The organism is Tardiphaga sp. 813_E8_N1_3 (genome assembly GCF_051811025.1).
Classification (GTDB): domain Bacteria; phylum Pseudomonadota; class Alphaproteobacteria; order Rhizobiales; family Xanthobacteraceae; genus Tardiphaga.
Genome location: NZ_JBPWQE010000001.1, coordinates 4,901,319 through 4,918,679, shown reverse-complemented (window position 1 = coordinate 4,918,679; position 17,361 = coordinate 4,901,319). Strand labels below are relative to the sequence as shown.

General features: G+C 62.0%; 12 protein-coding genes. 10 read left to right on the top strand and 2 right to left on the bottom strand.

Annotated features, from left to right (window positions below):
- Positions 1-22: 22 nt before the first annotated feature.
- Positions 23-454: a nuclear transport factor 2 family protein gene (locus AB8A33_RS23315; RefSeq protein WP_439094926.1), complete on the bottom strand. Its 432-nt coding sequence runs from the start codon at positions 452-454 to the stop codon at positions 23-25.
- 261 nt (positions 455-715) lie between these two features.
- Between AB8A33_RS23315 and AB8A33_RS23310 the strand changes: the two genes are divergently transcribed.
- Both AB8A33_RS23310 and AB8A33_RS23305 read left to right on the top strand, forming a co-directional pair.
- Positions 716-1,951 (top strand): amidohydrolase family protein, encoded by a 1,236-nt coding sequence (locus AB8A33_RS23310; protein ID WP_439094925.1) that lies wholly within the window; start codon positions 716-718, stop codon positions 1,949-1,951.
- Between the two features lie 33 nt (positions 1,952-1,984).
- Positions 1,985-3,160, top strand: coding sequence for an amidase (locus AB8A33_RS23305; protein ID WP_439094924.1), 1,176 nt, complete (start codon positions 1,985-1,987; stop codon positions 3,158-3,160).
- A gap of 54 nt (positions 3,161-3,214) precedes the next feature.
- Here the strand turns inward: AB8A33_RS23305 and AB8A33_RS23300 are convergent, their stop codons facing one another.
- Positions 3,215-5,557 carry a Tex family protein gene (locus AB8A33_RS23300; RefSeq protein ID WP_439094923.1) on the bottom strand — a complete coding sequence of 781 codons (2,343 nt, stop codon included), beginning with the start codon at positions 5,555-5,557 and terminating at the stop codon, positions 3,215-3,217.
- Between the two features lie 247 nt (positions 5,558-5,804).
- On the opposite strand from AB8A33_RS23300, the gene AB8A33_RS23295 reads away from it, so the two are divergent.
- From AB8A33_RS23295 to AB8A33_RS23260, 8 genes are all read left to right on the top strand, one after another.
- The gene (locus tag AB8A33_RS23295; protein ID WP_439094922.1) at positions 5,805-7,055 is read left to right on the top strand and encodes an Hsp70 family protein; all 1,251 of its coding nucleotides are present in this window, start codon (positions 5,805-5,807) and stop codon (positions 7,053-7,055) included.
- An 80-nt stretch (positions 7,056-7,135) separates the two neighbouring features.
- Complete coding sequence (locus AB8A33_RS23290) at positions 7,136-7,717, top strand: TetR family transcriptional regulator C-terminal domain-containing protein (RefSeq protein WP_439094921.1); 582 nt, start codon at positions 7,136-7,138, stop codon at positions 7,715-7,717.
- Between the two features lie 115 nt (positions 7,718-7,832).
- On the top strand, positions 7,833-9,179 hold the full coding sequence (locus tag AB8A33_RS23285; RefSeq protein WP_439094920.1) for an MFS transporter: 1,347 nt from the start codon (positions 7,833-7,835) through the stop codon (positions 9,177-9,179).
- 113 nt (positions 9,180-9,292) lie between these two features.
- On the top strand, positions 9,293-10,399 hold the full coding sequence (locus AB8A33_RS23280) for an efflux RND transporter periplasmic adaptor subunit (protein ID WP_439094919.1): 1,107 nt from the start codon (positions 9,293-9,295) through the stop codon (positions 10,397-10,399).
- Positions 10,400-10,426: 27 nt separating this feature from the next.
- A complete protein-coding gene (locus AB8A33_RS23275; protein ID WP_439094918.1) occupies positions 10,427-13,567 on the top strand; it encodes an efflux RND transporter permease subunit in 3,141 nt (1,046 codons plus the stop codon).
- Positions 13,568-13,586: 19 nt separating this feature from the next.
- The gene (locus AB8A33_RS23270) at positions 13,587-14,186 is read left to right on the top strand and encodes a TetR/AcrR family transcriptional regulator (RefSeq protein ID WP_092139748.1); all 600 of its coding nucleotides are present in this window, start codon (positions 13,587-13,589) and stop codon (positions 14,184-14,186) included.
- 36 nt (positions 14,187-14,222) lie between these two features.
- Positions 14,223-14,846 carry a flavin reductase family protein gene (locus tag AB8A33_RS23265; protein ID WP_439094917.1) on the top strand — a complete coding sequence of 208 codons (624 nt, stop codon included), beginning with the start codon at positions 14,223-14,225 and terminating at the stop codon, positions 14,844-14,846.
- A 236-nt stretch (positions 14,847-15,082) separates the two neighbouring features.
- On the top strand, positions 15,083-17,359 hold the full coding sequence (locus AB8A33_RS23260; protein ID WP_439094916.1) for an acyl-CoA dehydrogenase: 2,277 nt from the start codon (positions 15,083-15,085) through the stop codon (positions 17,357-17,359).
- Positions 17,360-17,361: the final 2 nt, after the last annotated feature.

Below are 17,361 nucleotides of genomic sequence, written 5' to 3'. Positions count from 1 at the left end.
CGATTAAGCCGCCGTGTTCGCGCTACGCTTCGATATCCATGCGCACGAGAATGCGTTCGGCGCTGTCGTTCCAGACATCCATCTTCACGATCTTGCCATCCCGCACGACGAAGCGATCGACATAGCGATTGCCTTCGAACGCCGTGCCGTCATGCCATTCGCCATAGAGCGTGCCGGTATTGTAGACGATGGTTTCGCCATTCCCCGGCGATACGTCGGTGCGCTCCATCTTCTTCTTCACCCACTTGTAGCGCATCGCGTTGAACGCGGTCGCATCGCGCGGATGCTTGAACTTGCGGCCGCCTGTGAAGGTGATCGCAACATCTGCGGACATGAAGGTGCCGGCGGTTTCCGGGTCCGGTACCATGGAGGCGACGAGAAAGCGCTCGACGAGATCGGCAGCCTTGGCGGTTTCATCGGTGACGGGCGCGAGCGCGGCGGGGGATTGCGACATCGGGTTTCTCCTGAAGGCAAATGCCGGCGTGATCATAGCAAATCCGGTGCCAGGATTGTATTCGAGTGAAGCTTCAGATCGTATACATTTCTTGCGCGCGGCGACTGAATATTAGGCATTCCTGGCGACGAGATTTGACGATATTTACGTATTTTCAAACACTTGATCGGATACAAGATCGCATGCGTCTTGGCATATGCCTTGCTTGCCTGTGAATAGACTTTCGCTACGCCGCGACGCGACATCTCCAGGAGCCTTCCCATGAGTTTTGACCTCATCCTGCGCAACGCGCGCATTGCCGACCGGCCGGGTGGTCCGGTGGATATCGGCATTCGCGGCGGGCGGTTCGAGGCCATCGAGATCGGGCTGCCGAAAGACGGTGCACCAGAGCAGAACCTGCATGGACGCCTGCTGGTGCCGGGTTTCGTCGAGACGCATATCCATCTTGACAAGTCCTGTCTGCTTGGCCGCTGCAATTGCGCGAACGGTACGCTGGAGGAAGTGATCGGCGAAGTCGCCAGGGCCAAGCGCGACTTCACCGAAGAAGATGTCTATGCGCGCGCATCGCAGACGCTCGAAAAGGCGATCACGCACGGCACCAACCGTATGCGCACCCATGTGGAGGTCGATCCGCGCATCGGCCTCACCAGTTTTCGCGCGCTGAAAAAGCTGAAGCAGGATTACGCCTGGGCGATCGATCTGCAGCTCTGCGTATTTCCGCAGGAAGGATTGCTCGATGATCCCGGCTGCGAAGACGTGTTGCTGCAGGCGATGCGGGAGGGCGCCGATCTGATCGGCGGCGTGCCTTACATTGACAAGGATGCTAACGGTCAGATCGCAAAAATCTTCGGCATTGCGCAGGAGTTCGGCGTCGATATCGATTTCCATCTCGACTTCGATCTCGATCCCTCGCGTTCCGACTACCAAGAAGTCTGCCGCATGACCGAGGCGACCGGCTGGGGCGGGCGCGTGGCTATCGGCCATGCGACGAAACTATCGGCGATGCCGCCTGTGGACTTCGCGGCGGCGGCGAAACGGCTCGCCAATGCAGGCGTCGCGGTGACCGTGTTGCCTGCGACCGACCTGTTCCTCACTGGGCGCGACAGCGATCACAACGTGCCGCGCGGCGTGACGTCGGCACACGGGCTGCGCGCATTGGGCGTGAACGCCAATATCTCCACCAACAACGTGCTGAATCCATTCACGCCATTCGGCGATGTCTCGCTGATCCGCATGGTCAATCTCTATGCCAATGTGCTGCAGGTCGGCGCTCTCGACGATCTCGCCGGATGTCTTGACCTGGTGACATCGGCATCCGCCAGACTACTCAACCTGAAGTATTACGGCATTGCCGTCGGCGATCCCGCCGATCTCGTGGTGCTCGATTGCGAGACCAAAGCAGAGGCGGTATGCGAGATCGCGCAGCCGCTGTTCGGATTCAAGAACGGGATCAGGACTTTCATCAGGCCTGCTGCGAGTCTGCTCAAGCCCGTCTGAAGCGGGCTTCCCTATTTACGTACGGAGACTTCGATGCCGATCAATGACACGCTCAATGCCTTTGTGGATCACGGCCACATCGAAGTGCAAACCACGACAGAGGGGCCTCTCGCAGGTTTCACCTTTGCGCTGAAGGATTTCTTCGACCTCGCCAATGTGCCGACCGGTGCCGGCAGCCCGGAATGGCTGGCGACGCATCCGGTGCCAACCAAATCCACGCCGATTGTCGATCGCCTGCTCGGCGCCGGCGCCAGGCTCGTTGGCAAGACGCATACCGATGAACTGGCCTGGAGCCTCAACGGCGAGAATGCTCACTACGGCACGCCGATCAATCCGGCTGCACCCGGCCGCATTCCCGGCGGATCGTCCAGCGGCTCGGCCGCGGCGACCGCTGGTGCGCTCGTCGATTTCGCCATCGGCTCCGACACCGGTGGCTCGGTGCGTTTGCCAGCCAGCTATTGCGGCATCTATGGCATCCGCACCACGCATGGTCGCATCCCACTCGATGGCGCCGTGCCGCTGGCGCCGAGCTACGACACCGTCGGCTGGTTCGCGCGCACGCCGGAATTGATGGTCGAGGTCGGCAAGGTGTTGCTGGATAAGGCGCGTGCTCCGCGTCGGGTGAAGAAGGTTCTGATCGCAAGCGACCTGTTTGGCGCCGTCGATGAGAAGGTTCGCAACCTGCTGCAGCCGTCGGTCGATCGCATCAAGGGGCTGGTTGGCGCGAGCGAGGAGGTGGATGTCGCAAGCGGTGAACTCAACGCCTGGCGCAACACCTTCCGTGTAGTCCAGTCGGAAGAAGCCTGGGCAGCGCAGGGCGAATGGATCAAGGCGACACAGCCGAAGCTCGGCCCCGGCGTGAAGGAACGCTTCGCGGCTGCTGCAGTTTTGGATCCCGCCGAGATCGCCGCCGCACGCGCGATGCGTAAGACCATCGTTGAACGCGTGCTCTCGCTGCTGGCCCCTGACACGGTCATGCTGTTGCCGACCGCGCCAGGCATTGCGCCGCTGCGCAACACGCCGGATGCGATGCTCGACGTGTTCCGAGCCCGCGCGATCGAACTGCTGTGCGTGTCCGGCCATGCCGGAATGCCGCAGGTCTCACTGCCTGTGGCCAAGCTCGACGATTGCCCGATCGGTCTGTCGATCATGGGCGCGCGCGATTGCGATGAGGTTATTTTGCAGTTGGCGGTGGAGTTGGGGAAGTAACGCGCCGGCCGGGCACTCGCTCTCCCCGCTCTGCGCGGGGAGAGGTTAAGGAAGTTACTTCGCTTTCCCCGCGCCCTTTTCAGCCGCGCGGCGCAATGCTTCTGCAAACGCACCGCCGCCGCTGCTTTCCTGTTTGGCCGGTCCGCGCGACGTCATCTGGCGCTCGTTGAAGCGCGGGCCGCGATCGGCTTGCGGGCGGTCGGCCTTGGCGCCGACCGGGTCGTCCATGCGCAGGCTCAGTGCGATGCGCTTGCGGGCGACCTCGACCTCCAGCACCTTCACCTTGACGATGTCGCCTGACTTCACGACCTCGCGCGGATCCTTGATGAAAGTCTTCGACATCGCCGAGATGTGGACGAGGCCATCCTGATGCACGCCGATATCGACAAAGGCGCCGAAGGCCGCAACGTTGGTGACGGTGCCTTCGAGAACCATGCCGGGCTTGAGATCGCTGAGCTTTTCGACGCCTTCCATGAACACCGCAGCCTTGAAGGCGGGGCGGGGATCGCGGCCGGGCTTTTCGAGTTCTCTCAGGATGTCGGTGACGGTCGGCAGACCGAATGTGTCATCGACAAAGGTCTTCGGCTGCACCTTGCGCAGGATCTCGGCATTGCCGATCAGCGCCTTGATGTCGCTCTTGGTGGCTTCGAGGATCTTGCGCACTAGCGGATAGGCTTCCGGATGAACGCCGGACTTGTCGAGCGGATCTTCGCTGTCATTGATGCGCAGGAAGCCCGCGCACTGCTCGAACGCCTTCGGTCCCAATCGCGGCACTTCCTTCAGCGCCTTGCGTGACTTGAACGGGCCATTGGCATCGCGGTGTTGCACGATGCTTTGTGCCAGACCCGTGCCGATGCCCGACACGCGCGCCAACAAGGGGGCCGACGCGGTATTCACATCGACGCCGACGCCGTTCACGCAGTCTTCGACCACGGCATCGAGCGACTTTGCCAGTTTGCTCTCACCGAGATCGTGCTGGTACTGGCCAACGCCGATCGCCTTCGGATCGATCTTCACCAGTTCGGCCAGCGGATCCTGCAGGCGGCGTGCGATCGAGACCGCGCCGCGCAGTGTCACGTCGAGCTCGGGCAGTTCTTCCGAGGCAAAGGCCGAGGCCGAATAAACCGATGCGCCGGCTTCCGACACCACGATCTTCGACATCTTGAGATCCGGCAGCAGCTTGACCAGCTCCATCGCCATTTTGTCGGTTTCGCGCGAAGCCGTGCCGTTGCCGATGGCGATCAGGTCGACCTTGTGCTGGACCGCGAGCTTGCCAAGCACGGCGAGCGACGCATCCCACTGGCGCTGCGGCTCATGCGGATAGATCGTCGTCGTGGCCACCACCTTGCCAGTAGCGTCGATAATCGCGGTCTTCACACCCGAACGGAAACCGGGATCGAGCCCCATGGTAACGCGCGCGCCGGCAGGCGCGGCGAGCAAGAGATCGCGCAGGTTTGATGCGAACACGCGGACGCCCTCTTCTTCCGCCGCAGTCCACAGCCGCATGCGGAGATCGATGTTGAGATGCACCTGGATCTTGGTGCGCCAGGCCCAGCGCGTGGTCTCGGTCAGCCACTTGTCGCCGGGGCGGCCCTGATCGGAGATCGCGAAACGCTGCATGATCTTCAGCTCATAGGAGCTGGGTGTCGTGATTGAAGGGGGCGTGGCCGGCACCGGCTCGGGCTGCATCGCGAGATCGAGGATTTCTTCTTTCTCGCCGCGGAACAGGGCCAGAATTCTGTGCGACGGCAGCTTGTGCAGCGGTTCGCTGAATTCGAAATAGTCCTTGAACTTCTCGCCTTCGGTCTTCTTGCCAGTGCGCACGGTCGAGGCCATCAGACCGTTCGCCCACATCTGCTCGCGCAGTGCCCCGATCAGATCGGCGTCTTCGGCGAAGCGCTCGACAAGAATGGCCCGCGCGCCGTCAAGTGCAGCGGCGACATCGGCGACGTTCTTCTCGGCATTGACGAAAGCTTCCGCCACCTTCTTCGGATCGTTCTGCGGCTCGGTGAGCAGCAGTTCCGATAGCGGTTCGAGCCCGGCCTCCTTGGCGATCTCCGCCTTGGTGCGGCGCTTCGGCTTATAGGGCAGATAGATGTCTTCGAGGCGGCCCTTGCTGTCGGCGCTCATGATGGCGGCTTCGAGCGTCGCGTCGAGCTTGCCCTGTTCGCGCACCGATTCCAGGATCACCTTGCGGCGGTCTTCAAGCTCGCGCAGATAGGTCAGGCGCTCTTCCAGCGTGCGCAATTGTGCGTCATCGAGACCGCCGGTGATTTCCTTGCGGTAGCGCGCAACGAACGGCACCGTCGCGCCGCCGTCCAGCAACTCGACGGTCGCCGTGACCTGTTGCTCGCGTACGCCAAGTTCGTCGGCGATCTTCTGATTGATGTTTGCCACGCGTGGAGTCCTTCGAAATTTCGCGAAATTCTGCGGCGGGTCATACCGCCGTCGCAAAACGCTTATGGACCGATGCCACACGATTCATCAACCCCGCCGACCTCAGTCGAATGTTCTGTGGATCACGTTGTTTTGCTTCGAAAATTCCAGGGTTTGAAGCGCTTCAGGACAGTGCGGCTGTGCAAAAATATAATGCTAGATCGCGACCTGCGAACTGTGTAGACGGACGTTCCTTTCGGGAGCGGCAATGTCGGTTTGTGGTCTGGATTTTGGAACGTCGAACACGACGCTCGGCACGGTCATCAATGATGGTCCGGTGCTGGCGGCGCTCGAAGACCATCATCTCACCATCCCGAGTGCGATCTTCTACAAGGCCGATACCGGCGCCTTCATCGGCCGCAAGGCGATCGAAGCCTATGTCGAGGGCGCGCCTGGCCGCCTGATGCGCAGCCTTAAATCCGTACTTGGCACGTCGCTGATCGATGAGACGACGCGCGTTGGTCGCGAGCGCGTCAGCTTCCGCAATGTCATCGCCTATTATCTCGGTGCGGTGAAGCGACGCGCAGAACAGGCGACGGGGCTGGAACTCCGGAAGGTCGTGCACGGCCGGCCCGTGCATTTCGTCGATGACAATCCGGCCGGTGATGCCAAGGCCGAAGACACATTGCGCGCGATCGCGAAAGATGTCGGCTTCGAGGATGTCACATTCCAGTTCGAGCCGATTGCCGCGGCACTGGATTACGAGCGCCAGATCAATTCGGAGGAGATCGCGCTGATCGCCGATATCGGCGGGGGCACGTCGGACTTCTCCATCGTACGGCTGTCGCCCGAACGACATCGCCATGCCGATCGCAAGGATGACATTCTCGCCAATGACGGCGTGCGGATTGGCGGTACCGATTTCGACCGGCATCTCAGTCTCGGCGTGATTATGCCGCTGCTCGGCTATCGTTCGGCGATGAAGCGCGCCGGGCTCGATGTGCCGTCGGGCTATTTCCACGATCTGGCGACCTGGTCGAGCATCAACCGGATGTACGATTCCAAGGTCATGAATGAGGTGAAGCAGGTGCGTTACGAGGCGCAGCAGCCGGAGCTGCTGGACCGTCTCGTGCGTGTACTGGACGAACAGCGCGGCCATACGCTGGCGATGGAAGTCGAGGGTGCCAAGATCGGCCTGTCCGACAAGCCGAAGTCGAGCATCGCGCTGGACTGGATCGAGCCGGGTCTGGCCGCCGGCGTCGCCCGCAAGGAACTCGTCAGCCATACCCAGTTGCTCGCCGATCGGATTACCGCGCGGATCAAGATCTGCCTGACCCAGGCCGGGCTGAAGCCCGAAGCGATCGATGCGGTGTTCCTGACCGGCGGTTCGGTCCAGCTCGCCCATGTCCGCAAGGCGATCACGGCGGCGCTGCCGGCCGCCCGCGCCATCGATGGCGACACCTTCGGGGCCGTCGGCAAGGGCCTGACCGTCGAGGCGGCCCGGCGCTACGGCGTATAGGACCCAATAAGGCTCAGAACGCCTTGTATCTATGCGCGGCCGTCGCTTGATCCGGCGCCCGGCGCAGCCATATTAAGCCCATGGCGAAGCTCTCGAATCGCGACAGGATTCTCACCGCAGGCCTCGCGGTCGTGCATGCGCGCGGCTATGCGGGGGCCAGCGTTCGCGACATCGTGCATGCCGCCGGCGTGCCGCAGGGCACCTTCACCAATCACTTCACCTCCAAGGAAGAATTCGGCCTCGAGATTATCGATCTCTATTTTGCGAAAGGCCGTGAATTGATGGCGCAGACCCTGCGAAATGAGGGCCTGTCGCCGTTGGCGCGGCTGCGCGCCTATATCGATGCCAATGTCGTCCGGCTGAGCGAAGACCGGATGTGCAATGGTTGCCTGTTCGGCAACTTCACGGCCGAGGCCAGCGACCACAGCGACCTCATTCGCGACCGGCTGCTGACGATCTTCGCCGATGTTCAGCAGAGCATCGCCGAATGCCTGACCTCCGCGGTGAAAGCCGGCGAGCTGCCGACCGACTTCAAATGCGCGGAGGTTGCGGGTTTCATCGTCTCCTCGCTGCAGGGCGCAAACCTGCTGTCGAAAGCCGAACGCAGCCCGGCGCCGATCGAGCGCTTTGCGCAGATACTGTTCACGCAGGTGCTGCGCTGAGCTGATTGCTGCTCTGCACAGACATTGCCGCTCCCCGGGTCTTTCGCTAAACCGTGCGACATGACAGCGCGGCCCATAGAGGCCGTTGCCGACAACAAACGACCGGGAGTGAACCATGAGCCAGACCGCCGTCGGCGCGCGCGCCGTGCGCAGCGCGAAATCTGACATCGAAACCTCGACCATCCGCGCCATTTCGTGGCGGTTGATCCCGTTTCTGGTGCTGGCTTATTTCCTCGCCTATCTCGATCGGGTCAATCTCGGCTTCGCAGCACTCACCATGAACGCCGAACTGAATTTCTCGCCGACGGTGTTCGCCTGGGGCGCAGGCATCTTCTTCGTCGGTTATTTTATCTTTGAGGTTCCCAGCAACATCGCACTGGAGAAATTCGGCGCCAGCCGCTGGATCGCGCGCATTATGGTGAGCTGGGGCATCATCTCCGCGCTGATGGCGCTCGTCAGCGGCCCGGGGAGCTTCTACACGCTGCGCTTCCTGCTCGGTGTCGCCGAGGCCGGCTTCTTCCCCGGTATCATCCTCTATCTCACTTACTGGTTTCCGGCCGAATATCGTGCGCGCTTCCTTGCGGCCTTTGCGATTGCGGTCCCGGTGTCCACGGTGATCGGCGCGCCGATCTCCGGCATGCTGCTGGGGCTCGACGGTGTCATGGGCCTCAAGGGCTGGCAGTGGCTGTTCATCATCGAAGGTATTCCGTCGGTCATTCTTGGGGTCGTCACCTGGTTCTATCTCACCGACAAGCCTGAAAAGGCCGAATGGCTGACGCCCGACCAGAAAATGTGGCTGTCCGACAAGCTCGAAGGCGAGCGTCTCGCCAAGGAAAGCGCCCATGGCATGACGCTGGGGCAGGCGCTGTCGTCGCCTAAGGTGCTGATGTTGAGCGTGATCTATTTCGGTTTCGTTGGCGCACTCTATGGCATGCAGTTCTGGCTGCCGCAGATCGTGAAGGCGTTCGGCTTCACCAATCTGCAGACCGGCTTCGTCACTGCAATTCCCTATCTGTTCGGCTCCATCGCGATGGTGCTGTGGGCCCAGCATTCCGACAAGACCCGCGAGCGCGTTTGGCATGTCGGTCTGCCGCTGCTGCTGACCGCCGTGGCGCTCGCGCTGTCCGGCATCTCCACCAATCCGACGCTGACCATGGTCGCGCTGACGGTCGCGGCAATCGGCGTGTTCTGCACGTTTGCTTTGTTCTGGACGCTGCCGACGGCGTGGCTGAGCGGTACCGCCGCTGCCGGCGCCATCGCGCTGATCAATTCGATCGGCAATCTCGCCGGCTTCGGCGGTCCCTATCTGATCGGCTGGGTCAAGGAGCTGACGGGTAGCACCTCGACCGGGCTTCTGGTTCTGGCGGCCATGCCGCTGGTGGCTGGTATCCTCGTGCTCGTCGGTAATCACGGGACGGCAACGGAGTTCGCGGCTACCGGCAAACCTGCACGGGCGAAATAAGGCCGCGATGCGGTGCAGCAATCTAGCGAAATCGTGACCACTGACGAATATTGACATTCGTCAGTGGTCAGGCCTAAGTTTCCTTCGAACAGTCATTCGAAGGATGCCTCGCGATGCCCGGCCATACCCATGTCAGCGCTTTCCGCAAGCCACTCGCTGCCGCGCTTTTGCTGATCCCGGCGCTTGCTCTGGCCGGCTGCGGCAAGAAAACCGAGGCTGAAGCCAAGCCGACGCGGCCCGTTCTGGTCGCGACCGTGCATTACGAGCCGGAATCGCCGCAGCGCAGCTTCGTCGGCACTATCCGCCCGCGGATCGAGACCGATATGGGCTTCCGGGTCACCGGCAAGGTCGCCAAACGTCTCGTGGAGGTTGGCCAGACGGTCGAGATTGGCCAGCCGCTGGCCACCCTCGATGAGGTCGATCTGAAGCTGCAGGCCGAGCAGGCCGTTGCCGAACTCAATGCATCCACCGGCGTGCTGGCCAATGCCAGCGCCGCCGAAGGCCGCGCCACCGAGTTGCGCAGCAAGGGCTGGTCTACTCAGGCGCAGCTCGATCAGGCCAAGGCGTCCGGTGACGAGGCCCGTGCCCGCCTCAATCGTGCCGAGCGCTCGGTCGAGCTCACCAAGAACAGCCTGTCTTATGCGACCCTGATCGCGGACACCCGCGGCGTTGTCACGTCGACACTGGTTGATGCCGGTCAGGTTGTGGCTGCCGGCCAGGCCGCCATCCGTGTCGCGCGTTTTGGCGAGAAGGAGGCGGTGGTTTCAATTCCGGAAACGCTGGTCGGCCGCGCCAAGGAAGGCAAAGCCAGCGTGACGCTGTGGTCCGAGCCCGGCAAGCAATATGCTGCCAAGCTGCGTGAACTCGCACCCAATGCCGACACCGCGACGCGCACTTATCTCGCCAAGTTCTCGCTGCCTGAGGCCGACGACAAGGTGTCGCTCGGCATGACCGCCACGCTGACGCTCTCCGATCCCGCCACCGAGCGCGTTGCGCGCGTGCCGCTCTCGGCGCTGTTCAGCCAGGGCAACACCCCGTCGCTTTACGTGGTGAGCGCATCGGGCGAGGTCGCGCTGCAGCCCGTCAAGGTGAAGTCCTATGAGAGCAACGATGTCATCATCTCAGGCGGCGTCGATGAAGGCGCCAAGGTGGTGACGCTGGGCGTGCAGAAGCTCGACCCGGCGCTGAAGGTCCACGTCGTCTCCGCATTGTCGTTTTAAGACACTCGCATTCAAAGGACGAAGCCGATGCATCGCTTCAACCTCTCCGCCTGGGCCGTCGCTCATCCCGCGCTGATCCTGTTTCTGATCATCGCGCTCGGTGTTGGCGGCTTCATCTCTTACGAGAAGCTTGGCCGCGCTGAAGATCCGTCCTTCACGGTGAAGGTCGTCAACGTCACGGCGATCTGGCCGGGCGCGACGGCCAAGGAAATGCAGGAGCAGGTTGCAGATCCCATCGAGAAAAAGATGCAGGAGCTGCCTTACTTCGACAAGGTGCAGACCTATTCGAAGCCGAACTTCACTGCACTGCAGGTCACGTTCAAGGACAACGCGCCGGCCAAGGACGTGCCGTTCCTGTTCTATCTGCTGCGCAAGAAGCTCGCCGACGTGCAGGGCAGTCTGCCTGCCAATCTGGTTGGGCCAACGGTCAATGACGAGTTCAGCGACGTCGATTCCATTCTCTACATGATGACCGGCGATGGCGCGGACTTCGCGCAGTTGAAGAAGGTTGCCGAAGGCCTGCGCCAGCGCCTGTTGAAGGTGAAGGGTGTCACCAAGGTCAATCTCTACGGCACCCAGGACGAACGCATCTTCGTCGAATTTTCCCACGCCAAGCTGGCGACGCTCGGCCTCACGCCGCAGACGCTGTTCGACTCGCTCGCCAAGCAGAATGCGATCCAGCCGGCCGGTACGGTGGAAACCTCGTCGCAGCGCGTGCCGCTGCGCGTCACCGGTGCGCTTGACGGCGTGAAGACCGTCGCGGAAACTCCAGTGGAGAGCAACGGGCGGACGTTCCGCCTCGGCGATATCGCGACGGTGAGCCACGGCTTCGTCGATCCGCCGGATTTCAAGGTCCGGCAGAAGGGCCAATACGCACTCGGCATCGGCGTGGTGACGGCCAACGGCGCCAATATTCTCGAACTAGGAAAGGACGTCGAAAAGGCCAAGAACGCGTTCATGGTCGCCGTCCCGCAGGGCATCAATGTCGAGCAGATCGCCGACCAGCCGCTGGTGGTGGAACACGCCGTCGGCGAATTCACGCACTCATTCATCGAGGCGCTGGGGATCGTGCTGTTCGTGAGCTTTCTGGCGCTCGGATGGCGTACCGGCATCGTAGTCGCACTGTCGGTGCCGCTGGTGCTCGGTATCGTCTTCATGGTCATGAACGCGATGGGCATGGACCTGCACCGTATTACGCTCGGCGCGCTGATCATCGCGCTCGGCCTCCTGGTCGACGACGCGATCATTGCGGTTGAGATGATGGTAGTAAAAATGGAGCAGGGCTGGGACCGCGTGCGCGCGGCGTCTTTTGCCTGGGAGTCCACGGCGTTTCCGATGCTCACCGGCACGCTGATCACGGCCGTCGGCTTCCTGCCGATCGGCTTTGCCAATTCCGCCGTCGGCGAATATGCCGGTGGCATTTTCTGGGTGGTCGCGATTGCGCTGATCGCCTCATGGTTCGTCGCGGTGATCTTCACGCCCTATATCGGCGTCAAGCTGCTGCCGAATTTTGCTGCCCACGGCAAGGCCAATCACGATCCGCATGCAGTCTATGAGACGCGCATCTATCGCGGTCTGCGCAGCGTCGTGCAGTGGTGCGTCACGCATCGCATCAAGGTGGTGGCTGCCACCGTCGGTATCTTCATCGTCGCCATCGTCGGCTTCGGTCACGTCCAGCAGCAGTTCTTCCCGCTGTCGGAACGCCCCGAACTGTTCTTTCAGCTTCGCCTGCCGGAAGGCACGGCGTTCGGCGTCACCGAAAAGGCCGTCAAGGACGCCGAGAAGCTGCTCAAGGATGACAAGGACATCTCCACTTACACGGCCTATGTGGGCCGCGGGTCGCCGCGCTTCTGGCTCGGCCTTAATCCACAGCTCCCGAATGAAGCTTTCGCCGAGATCGTGATCGTGTCGAAGGATGTCGAGGCACGTGAGCGCATCAAGGCCAAGATCGAGAAGGCCGTGGCGGATGGTCAGTTGCCGGAAGCCCGCGTGCGCGTCGATCGGTTCAACTTCGGTCCGCCGGTTGGCTTCCCCGTCCAGTTCCGCGTCATTGGGCCGGACACGGCGACCGTGCGCGACATCGCCTACAGAGTGCGCGAAGTGATGCGCGCCAACAAGAACATGGTCGATCCGCAGCTCGACTGGAACGAGCAGACGCCGTCCCTCAAGCTGGTGGTCGACCAGGACCGCGCCCGCGCGCTCGGCCTGACGCCGCAGGAGTTGTCACAATCCCTGGCGATGCTGATCTCCGGCGCATCGGTCACGACCGTGCGTGACGGCATCGAGAAAGTTGGTGTCGTCGCCCGTGCCGTTCCGTCGGAACGCCTCGATCTCGGCCGTGTGGGCGATCTTACCATCATCTCGCGCAACGGCGTTCCGGTGCCGTTGTCGCAGGTGGCGAAGATCGAATACGCCCATGAGGAGCCGATCCTCTGGCGCCGCAACCGCGACATGGCGATCACAGTGCGCGGCGACGTTGTCGATGGCGTGCAGCCGCCGGATGTCACCAACCAGATCTGGCCGCAACTTCAGCAGATCCGCGACAGCCTGGAGCCCGCCTATCGCATCGAGATTGGCGGCGCGGTGGAAGAATCCAGCAAGGGCAATGCCTCGATTGCCGTGCTGTTTCCGCTGATGATGATCATCATGCTGACGCTGCTGATGGTGCAGTTGCAGAGCTTCTCGCGACTGATCCTGGTGTTCCTGACGGCGCCGCTCGGCATCGTCGGCGCCTCGCTGGCCCTGAACGTCGCCAACAAGCCATTCGGCTTCGTGGCGCTGCTCGGCCTGATCGCGCTGGCGGGCATGATCATGCGTAACGCCGTCATTCTGGTGGATCAGATCGAAACCGACGTGCAGCACGGCCTGACCCGCCGCGAAGCCATCGTCGAGGCGACCGTGCGCCGTGCGCGTCCGGTCATCCTGACGGCGCTGGCGGCCATTCTGGCGATGATCCCCCTGTCGCGTTCGGCCTTCTGGGGCCCGATGGCGGTCACCATCATGGGTGGATTGTTTGTGGCGACGTTCTTGACGTTGTTGTATCTCCCGGGTCTCTATGCCCTATGGTTTCGCAAGAGCCTGGATGAACGCGGATCGGGTGAGGATGTGGATCATCACGCACCGCACCATCACGACAAGAAGCAGGCCTTTCCGCTTGCTGCCGAATAGCTGAAGACTGTTATCTCAGATGACTCTGATTTCTGAACACGTCGAAGCCGATATGCGAGGCCGCATCGTTGTGGTCGCGGAAAAGCTGTTTCGCGAAATCGGCTACCAGAAGACCACCGTCGCCGACATCGCGAAGGTGCTGCGGATGTCGCCGGCCAACGTCTATCGCTTCTTCGATTCGAAGAAGTCGATCATCTCGGCCGTGGCGCAGCGGCTGATGGGGGAAGTTGAAGAGGCCGCTGGAGCGATTGCTGAAAATCCGCAGCCAGCCGCCGCGCGGCTCCGCGAACTGCTGACGTCGATCCATGAGATGAATGCCGAACGCTATGTTGGCGATGCCAAGCTGCATGAGATGGTCGCTATCGCCATGGAAGAGAGTTGGGATGTCTGCACCGCTCATATGGAGCGGATCACCGTTACCATAGGTGGCGTCATCGCGGACGGCGCTGCCAAGGGCGAGTTTCATGCCCCGGATGTCGAACTGGCGGCCATGTGCGCCTGCACCGCCATGATGCGGTTCTTTCACCCGCAGATGATCGCCCAATGCGCGACGAAGCCTGGCCCGACCTTGGACCAGATGATCGACTTCGTTCTTGCCGGGTTGGCCCCGCGGGGCTAGACGATTCCCCTGACGTCAATTCAGGGGATCTTCCGCGTGACCGCATTCGATCTGCATACCTACGAGCCCGTCAACGGCCACGGCCTCAAGCACGATCCTTTCAATGCCATCATCGGTCCGCGTCCGATCGGGTGGGTCTCCTCTCGGGATGCCAATGGCCACGTCAATCTGGCGCCGTACAGCTTCTTCAATGCCTTCAATTACACCCCGCCGCTGATCGGCTTCTCCAGCATCGGGATCAAGGACTCTGCCCGCAACATGCAGGCGACGAAGGAATTCGTCTGGAATTTGGCCACCATGGATCTGGCCAAGCAGATGAATGCGACGGCCGCGAGTGTTGGCCCGGAAGTGGATGAATTCGAGCTTGCCGGTCTGACGCCGGTGCCGAGCAAGTTTGTCAATGTGCCACGGGTCGGCGAAGCCCGCGTCGCTTTCGAATGCAAAGTGACCCAGATCATCGAGCTCAAGGGCGCGAACGGTGCCCCGGCCAATGCCTTCCTCACCATGGGCGAGGTCGTCGCCGTCCATATCGACAAGACCCTGATTGTGGATGGCGTGTACCAGACTGCATTGGCCGGCCCGATCCTGCGCGCCGGTCGCCGCGGCGATTACTTCCACATCAAGCAGGACGCCATGTTCGAGATGGCCCGCCCGGACTGAGGCTGGCTATTCTTTCGGCGCTTCGGTTGCGCGACCACTGGTCACGCGGCGAGAAATCGCATTTTGGGAACCGTTGCGGTATCCTGCCGTTAATCATGGCTCGATGTTGTGAAATTTCGCTTGAATATCAATGCGAAAGCTAAGGTGACACCAACACCGTCCTGCTAAGAGCGTCTGCCTTTTGGCGCCCGCTGTCCGCCCGGACTGCCGGTTGCCTCGATCGAGAGGAAGCCTCCATGAGCTCGTCCAGCTTGCGCCGCGATTACCTCACCAAGCCGATCTTCGGTTGGGCCAAGGGCGTGCTGCCGAAGATGTCGGACACCGAGCGCGAGGCGCTTGAGGCTGGCGACGTCTGGTGGGATGCGGACCTGTTTACCGGCAATCCGGACTGGGCCAAGCTGCTGGCGGTGAAACCGGCAACACTGACGGACGAAGAACAGGCCTTCATGACCGGGCCGGTGGATCGTCTCTGCGAGATGATCGACGACTGGAAGATCAATTGGGAATTGCGCGATCTGCCGCCGGACGTCTGGGAGTTCATCAAGCGCGAAAAGTTCTTCGGCATGATCATCCCGAAGGAATATGGCGGTCTCGGTTTCTCGCCCTATGCCCATTCGGAAGTTGTCAGGAAGATCTCGTCGCGCTCGGTGGTCGCCGCCGTGACCGTGATGGTGCCCAATTCATTGGGTCCCGGTGAACTGCTGATGAAGTTCGGCACCGACGCGCAGCGCCAGCGCTGGCTGCCGCGTCTCGCCAATGGAAGCGACATTCCCTGTTTCGGCTTGACCAGCCCTGAAGCGGGCTCCGACGCCGCGTCGATGATCGACAGCGGCATCATCTGCAAGGGCACATTCGAGGGCAAGGAAGTGCTCGGCCTGCGCCTCAACTGGCACAAGCGCTATATCACGCTCGGCCCCGTCGCGACGCTGATCGGTTTGGCCTTCAAGGCCTATGACCCCGATCATCTGGTCGGCAATCAGGACGAGCTTGGCATTACCGTCGCGCTGGTCCCGCACGACCTGCCGGGCGTCGAGATCGGCCAGCGCCACCTGCCGTCGATGCAGGTGTTCCAGAACGGCCCGAACTGGGGCCGCGACGTCTTCATCCCGCTCGATTACATTATCGGCGGTCAGGAGCGCTTGGGGCAGGGCTGGAAGATGCTGATGTCGGCGCTCGCCGCCGGTCGTGGCATCTCATTGCCGTCGCTGTCGGCGGCCGGTGCCGCCTATGCAGCGCGCACCACCGGCGCTTATGCGCGCATCCGCGAGCAGTTCAACATTTCGATCAGCAAATTCGAGGGCATCGAAGAGCCGTTGGCGCGCATCGCCGGCACGGCCTATCTGCTCGATGCCGCACGACGCCTGACCTCGGCGGCGCTCAATCTGGGCCATCATCCCGCGGTCATCTCTGGCATCATGAAGCTGCATGCCACCGAGCGCATGCGCGTCGCCATCGACGATGCCATGGACATCCATGGCGGCAAGGCCGTGATCGACGGGCCGCAGAATTATATGGGCAATCTGTATCGCGCGGTGCCGGTGGGCATCACGGTTGAGGGCGCCAACATCCTGACGCGCAATCTCATCGTGTTCGGGCAGGGTGCCATCCGCGCGCATCCCTATTTGCTTCAGGAAATGAATGCGCTCGGCGATTCCGACAAGGCGAAGGGCCTCGACGCCTTCGACGCCGCGTTCTGGAAACATATCGGCCACAGCGTCACCACGCTTTTCCGCGCCTGGGGCCGCTGCTGGACCGGCGGGATATTTGCGCCGGCGCCGGATGCCGGCGATGCCACACAGTTCTATCGCCAGCTCTCGCGTTATTCCTCGGCCTTCGCATTGTGCGCCGACATGGCGTTGCTGACGCTGGGCGGAGCGTTGAAGCGCAAGGAAATGCTGTCGGCGCGGTTCGGCGATATTCTCTCCGAGCTTTATCTGCTCTCGGCAGTGCTGAAGCGCTGGGAGGACGAAGGCCGTCAGCAGGAGGACCTGCCGGCACTTGAATGGTGTATGGCGTCCGGCTTCAAGACCATCGAGAACCGCTTTGCGGAGATTTTGGCCAACCTGCCGAACCGCTTTGTCGCCGGCATCCTCAAATTCATCGTGCAGCCATATGGTGCATCGGTGCTCGGGCCTTCGGATCGCGTGGTGCATCGCTGCGCGCAGATGATCCTGGAGCCGTCGGCGACGCGCGATCGCCTGACGCCGGATCTGTCGCATGTGGATGATGACCGCGGTCTGGCGCGGCTGGAGAAAGCGTTCAAACTGGTGACATCGAGTGACGATATTGCCAAGCGCATCCGTACGGCGAAGCTCAATAACTGGAAGGATGCAGTGGCACAGGGCGTCATCACTCAGGCCGAGGGCGAAAAGCTCGCCGCCGCGCAGGAAGCGGTCAAGCTGGTGATCGAGGTCGATCACTTCGCGCCGGAGGAGCTGTCGCCCGGCTATAAAAAGTCCGATAACGTGCATCAATTCTTCCAGGACCTTGGTGAGCAGCGGGCAGCAGGCTGATG

Coding starts and splice junctions, on each gene's coding strand:
- AB8A33_RS23315 (WP_439094926.1), bottom strand. CDS start 454: ATGTCGCAATCCCCCGCCGCGCTCGCGCCCGTCACCGATGAAACCGCC.
- AB8A33_RS23310 (WP_439094925.1), top strand. CDS start 716: ATGAGTTTTGACCTCATCCTGCGCAACGCGCGCATTGCCGACCGGCCG.
- AB8A33_RS23305 (WP_439094924.1), top strand. CDS start 1,985: ATGCCGATCAATGACACGCTCAATGCCTTTGTGGATCACGGCCACATC.
- AB8A33_RS23295 (WP_439094922.1), top strand. CDS start 5,805: ATGTCGGTTTGTGGTCTGGATTTTGGAACGTCGAACACGACGCTCGGC.
- AB8A33_RS23290 (WP_439094921.1), top strand. CDS start 7,136: ATGGCGAAGCTCTCGAATCGCGACAGGATTCTCACCGCAGGCCTCGCG.
- AB8A33_RS23285 (WP_439094920.1), top strand. CDS start 7,833: ATGAGCCAGACCGCCGTCGGCGCGCGCGCCGTGCGCAGCGCGAAATCT.
- AB8A33_RS23280 (WP_439094919.1), top strand. CDS start 9,293: ATGCCCGGCCATACCCATGTCAGCGCTTTCCGCAAGCCACTCGCTGCC.
- AB8A33_RS23275 (WP_439094918.1), top strand. CDS start 10,427: ATGCATCGCTTCAACCTCTCCGCCTGGGCCGTCGCTCATCCCGCGCTG.
- AB8A33_RS23270 (WP_092139748.1), top strand. CDS start 13,587: ATGACTCTGATTTCTGAACACGTCGAAGCCGATATGCGAGGCCGCATC.
- AB8A33_RS23260 (WP_439094916.1), top strand. CDS start 15,083: ATGAGCTCGTCCAGCTTGCGCCGCGATTACCTCACCAAGCCGATCTTC.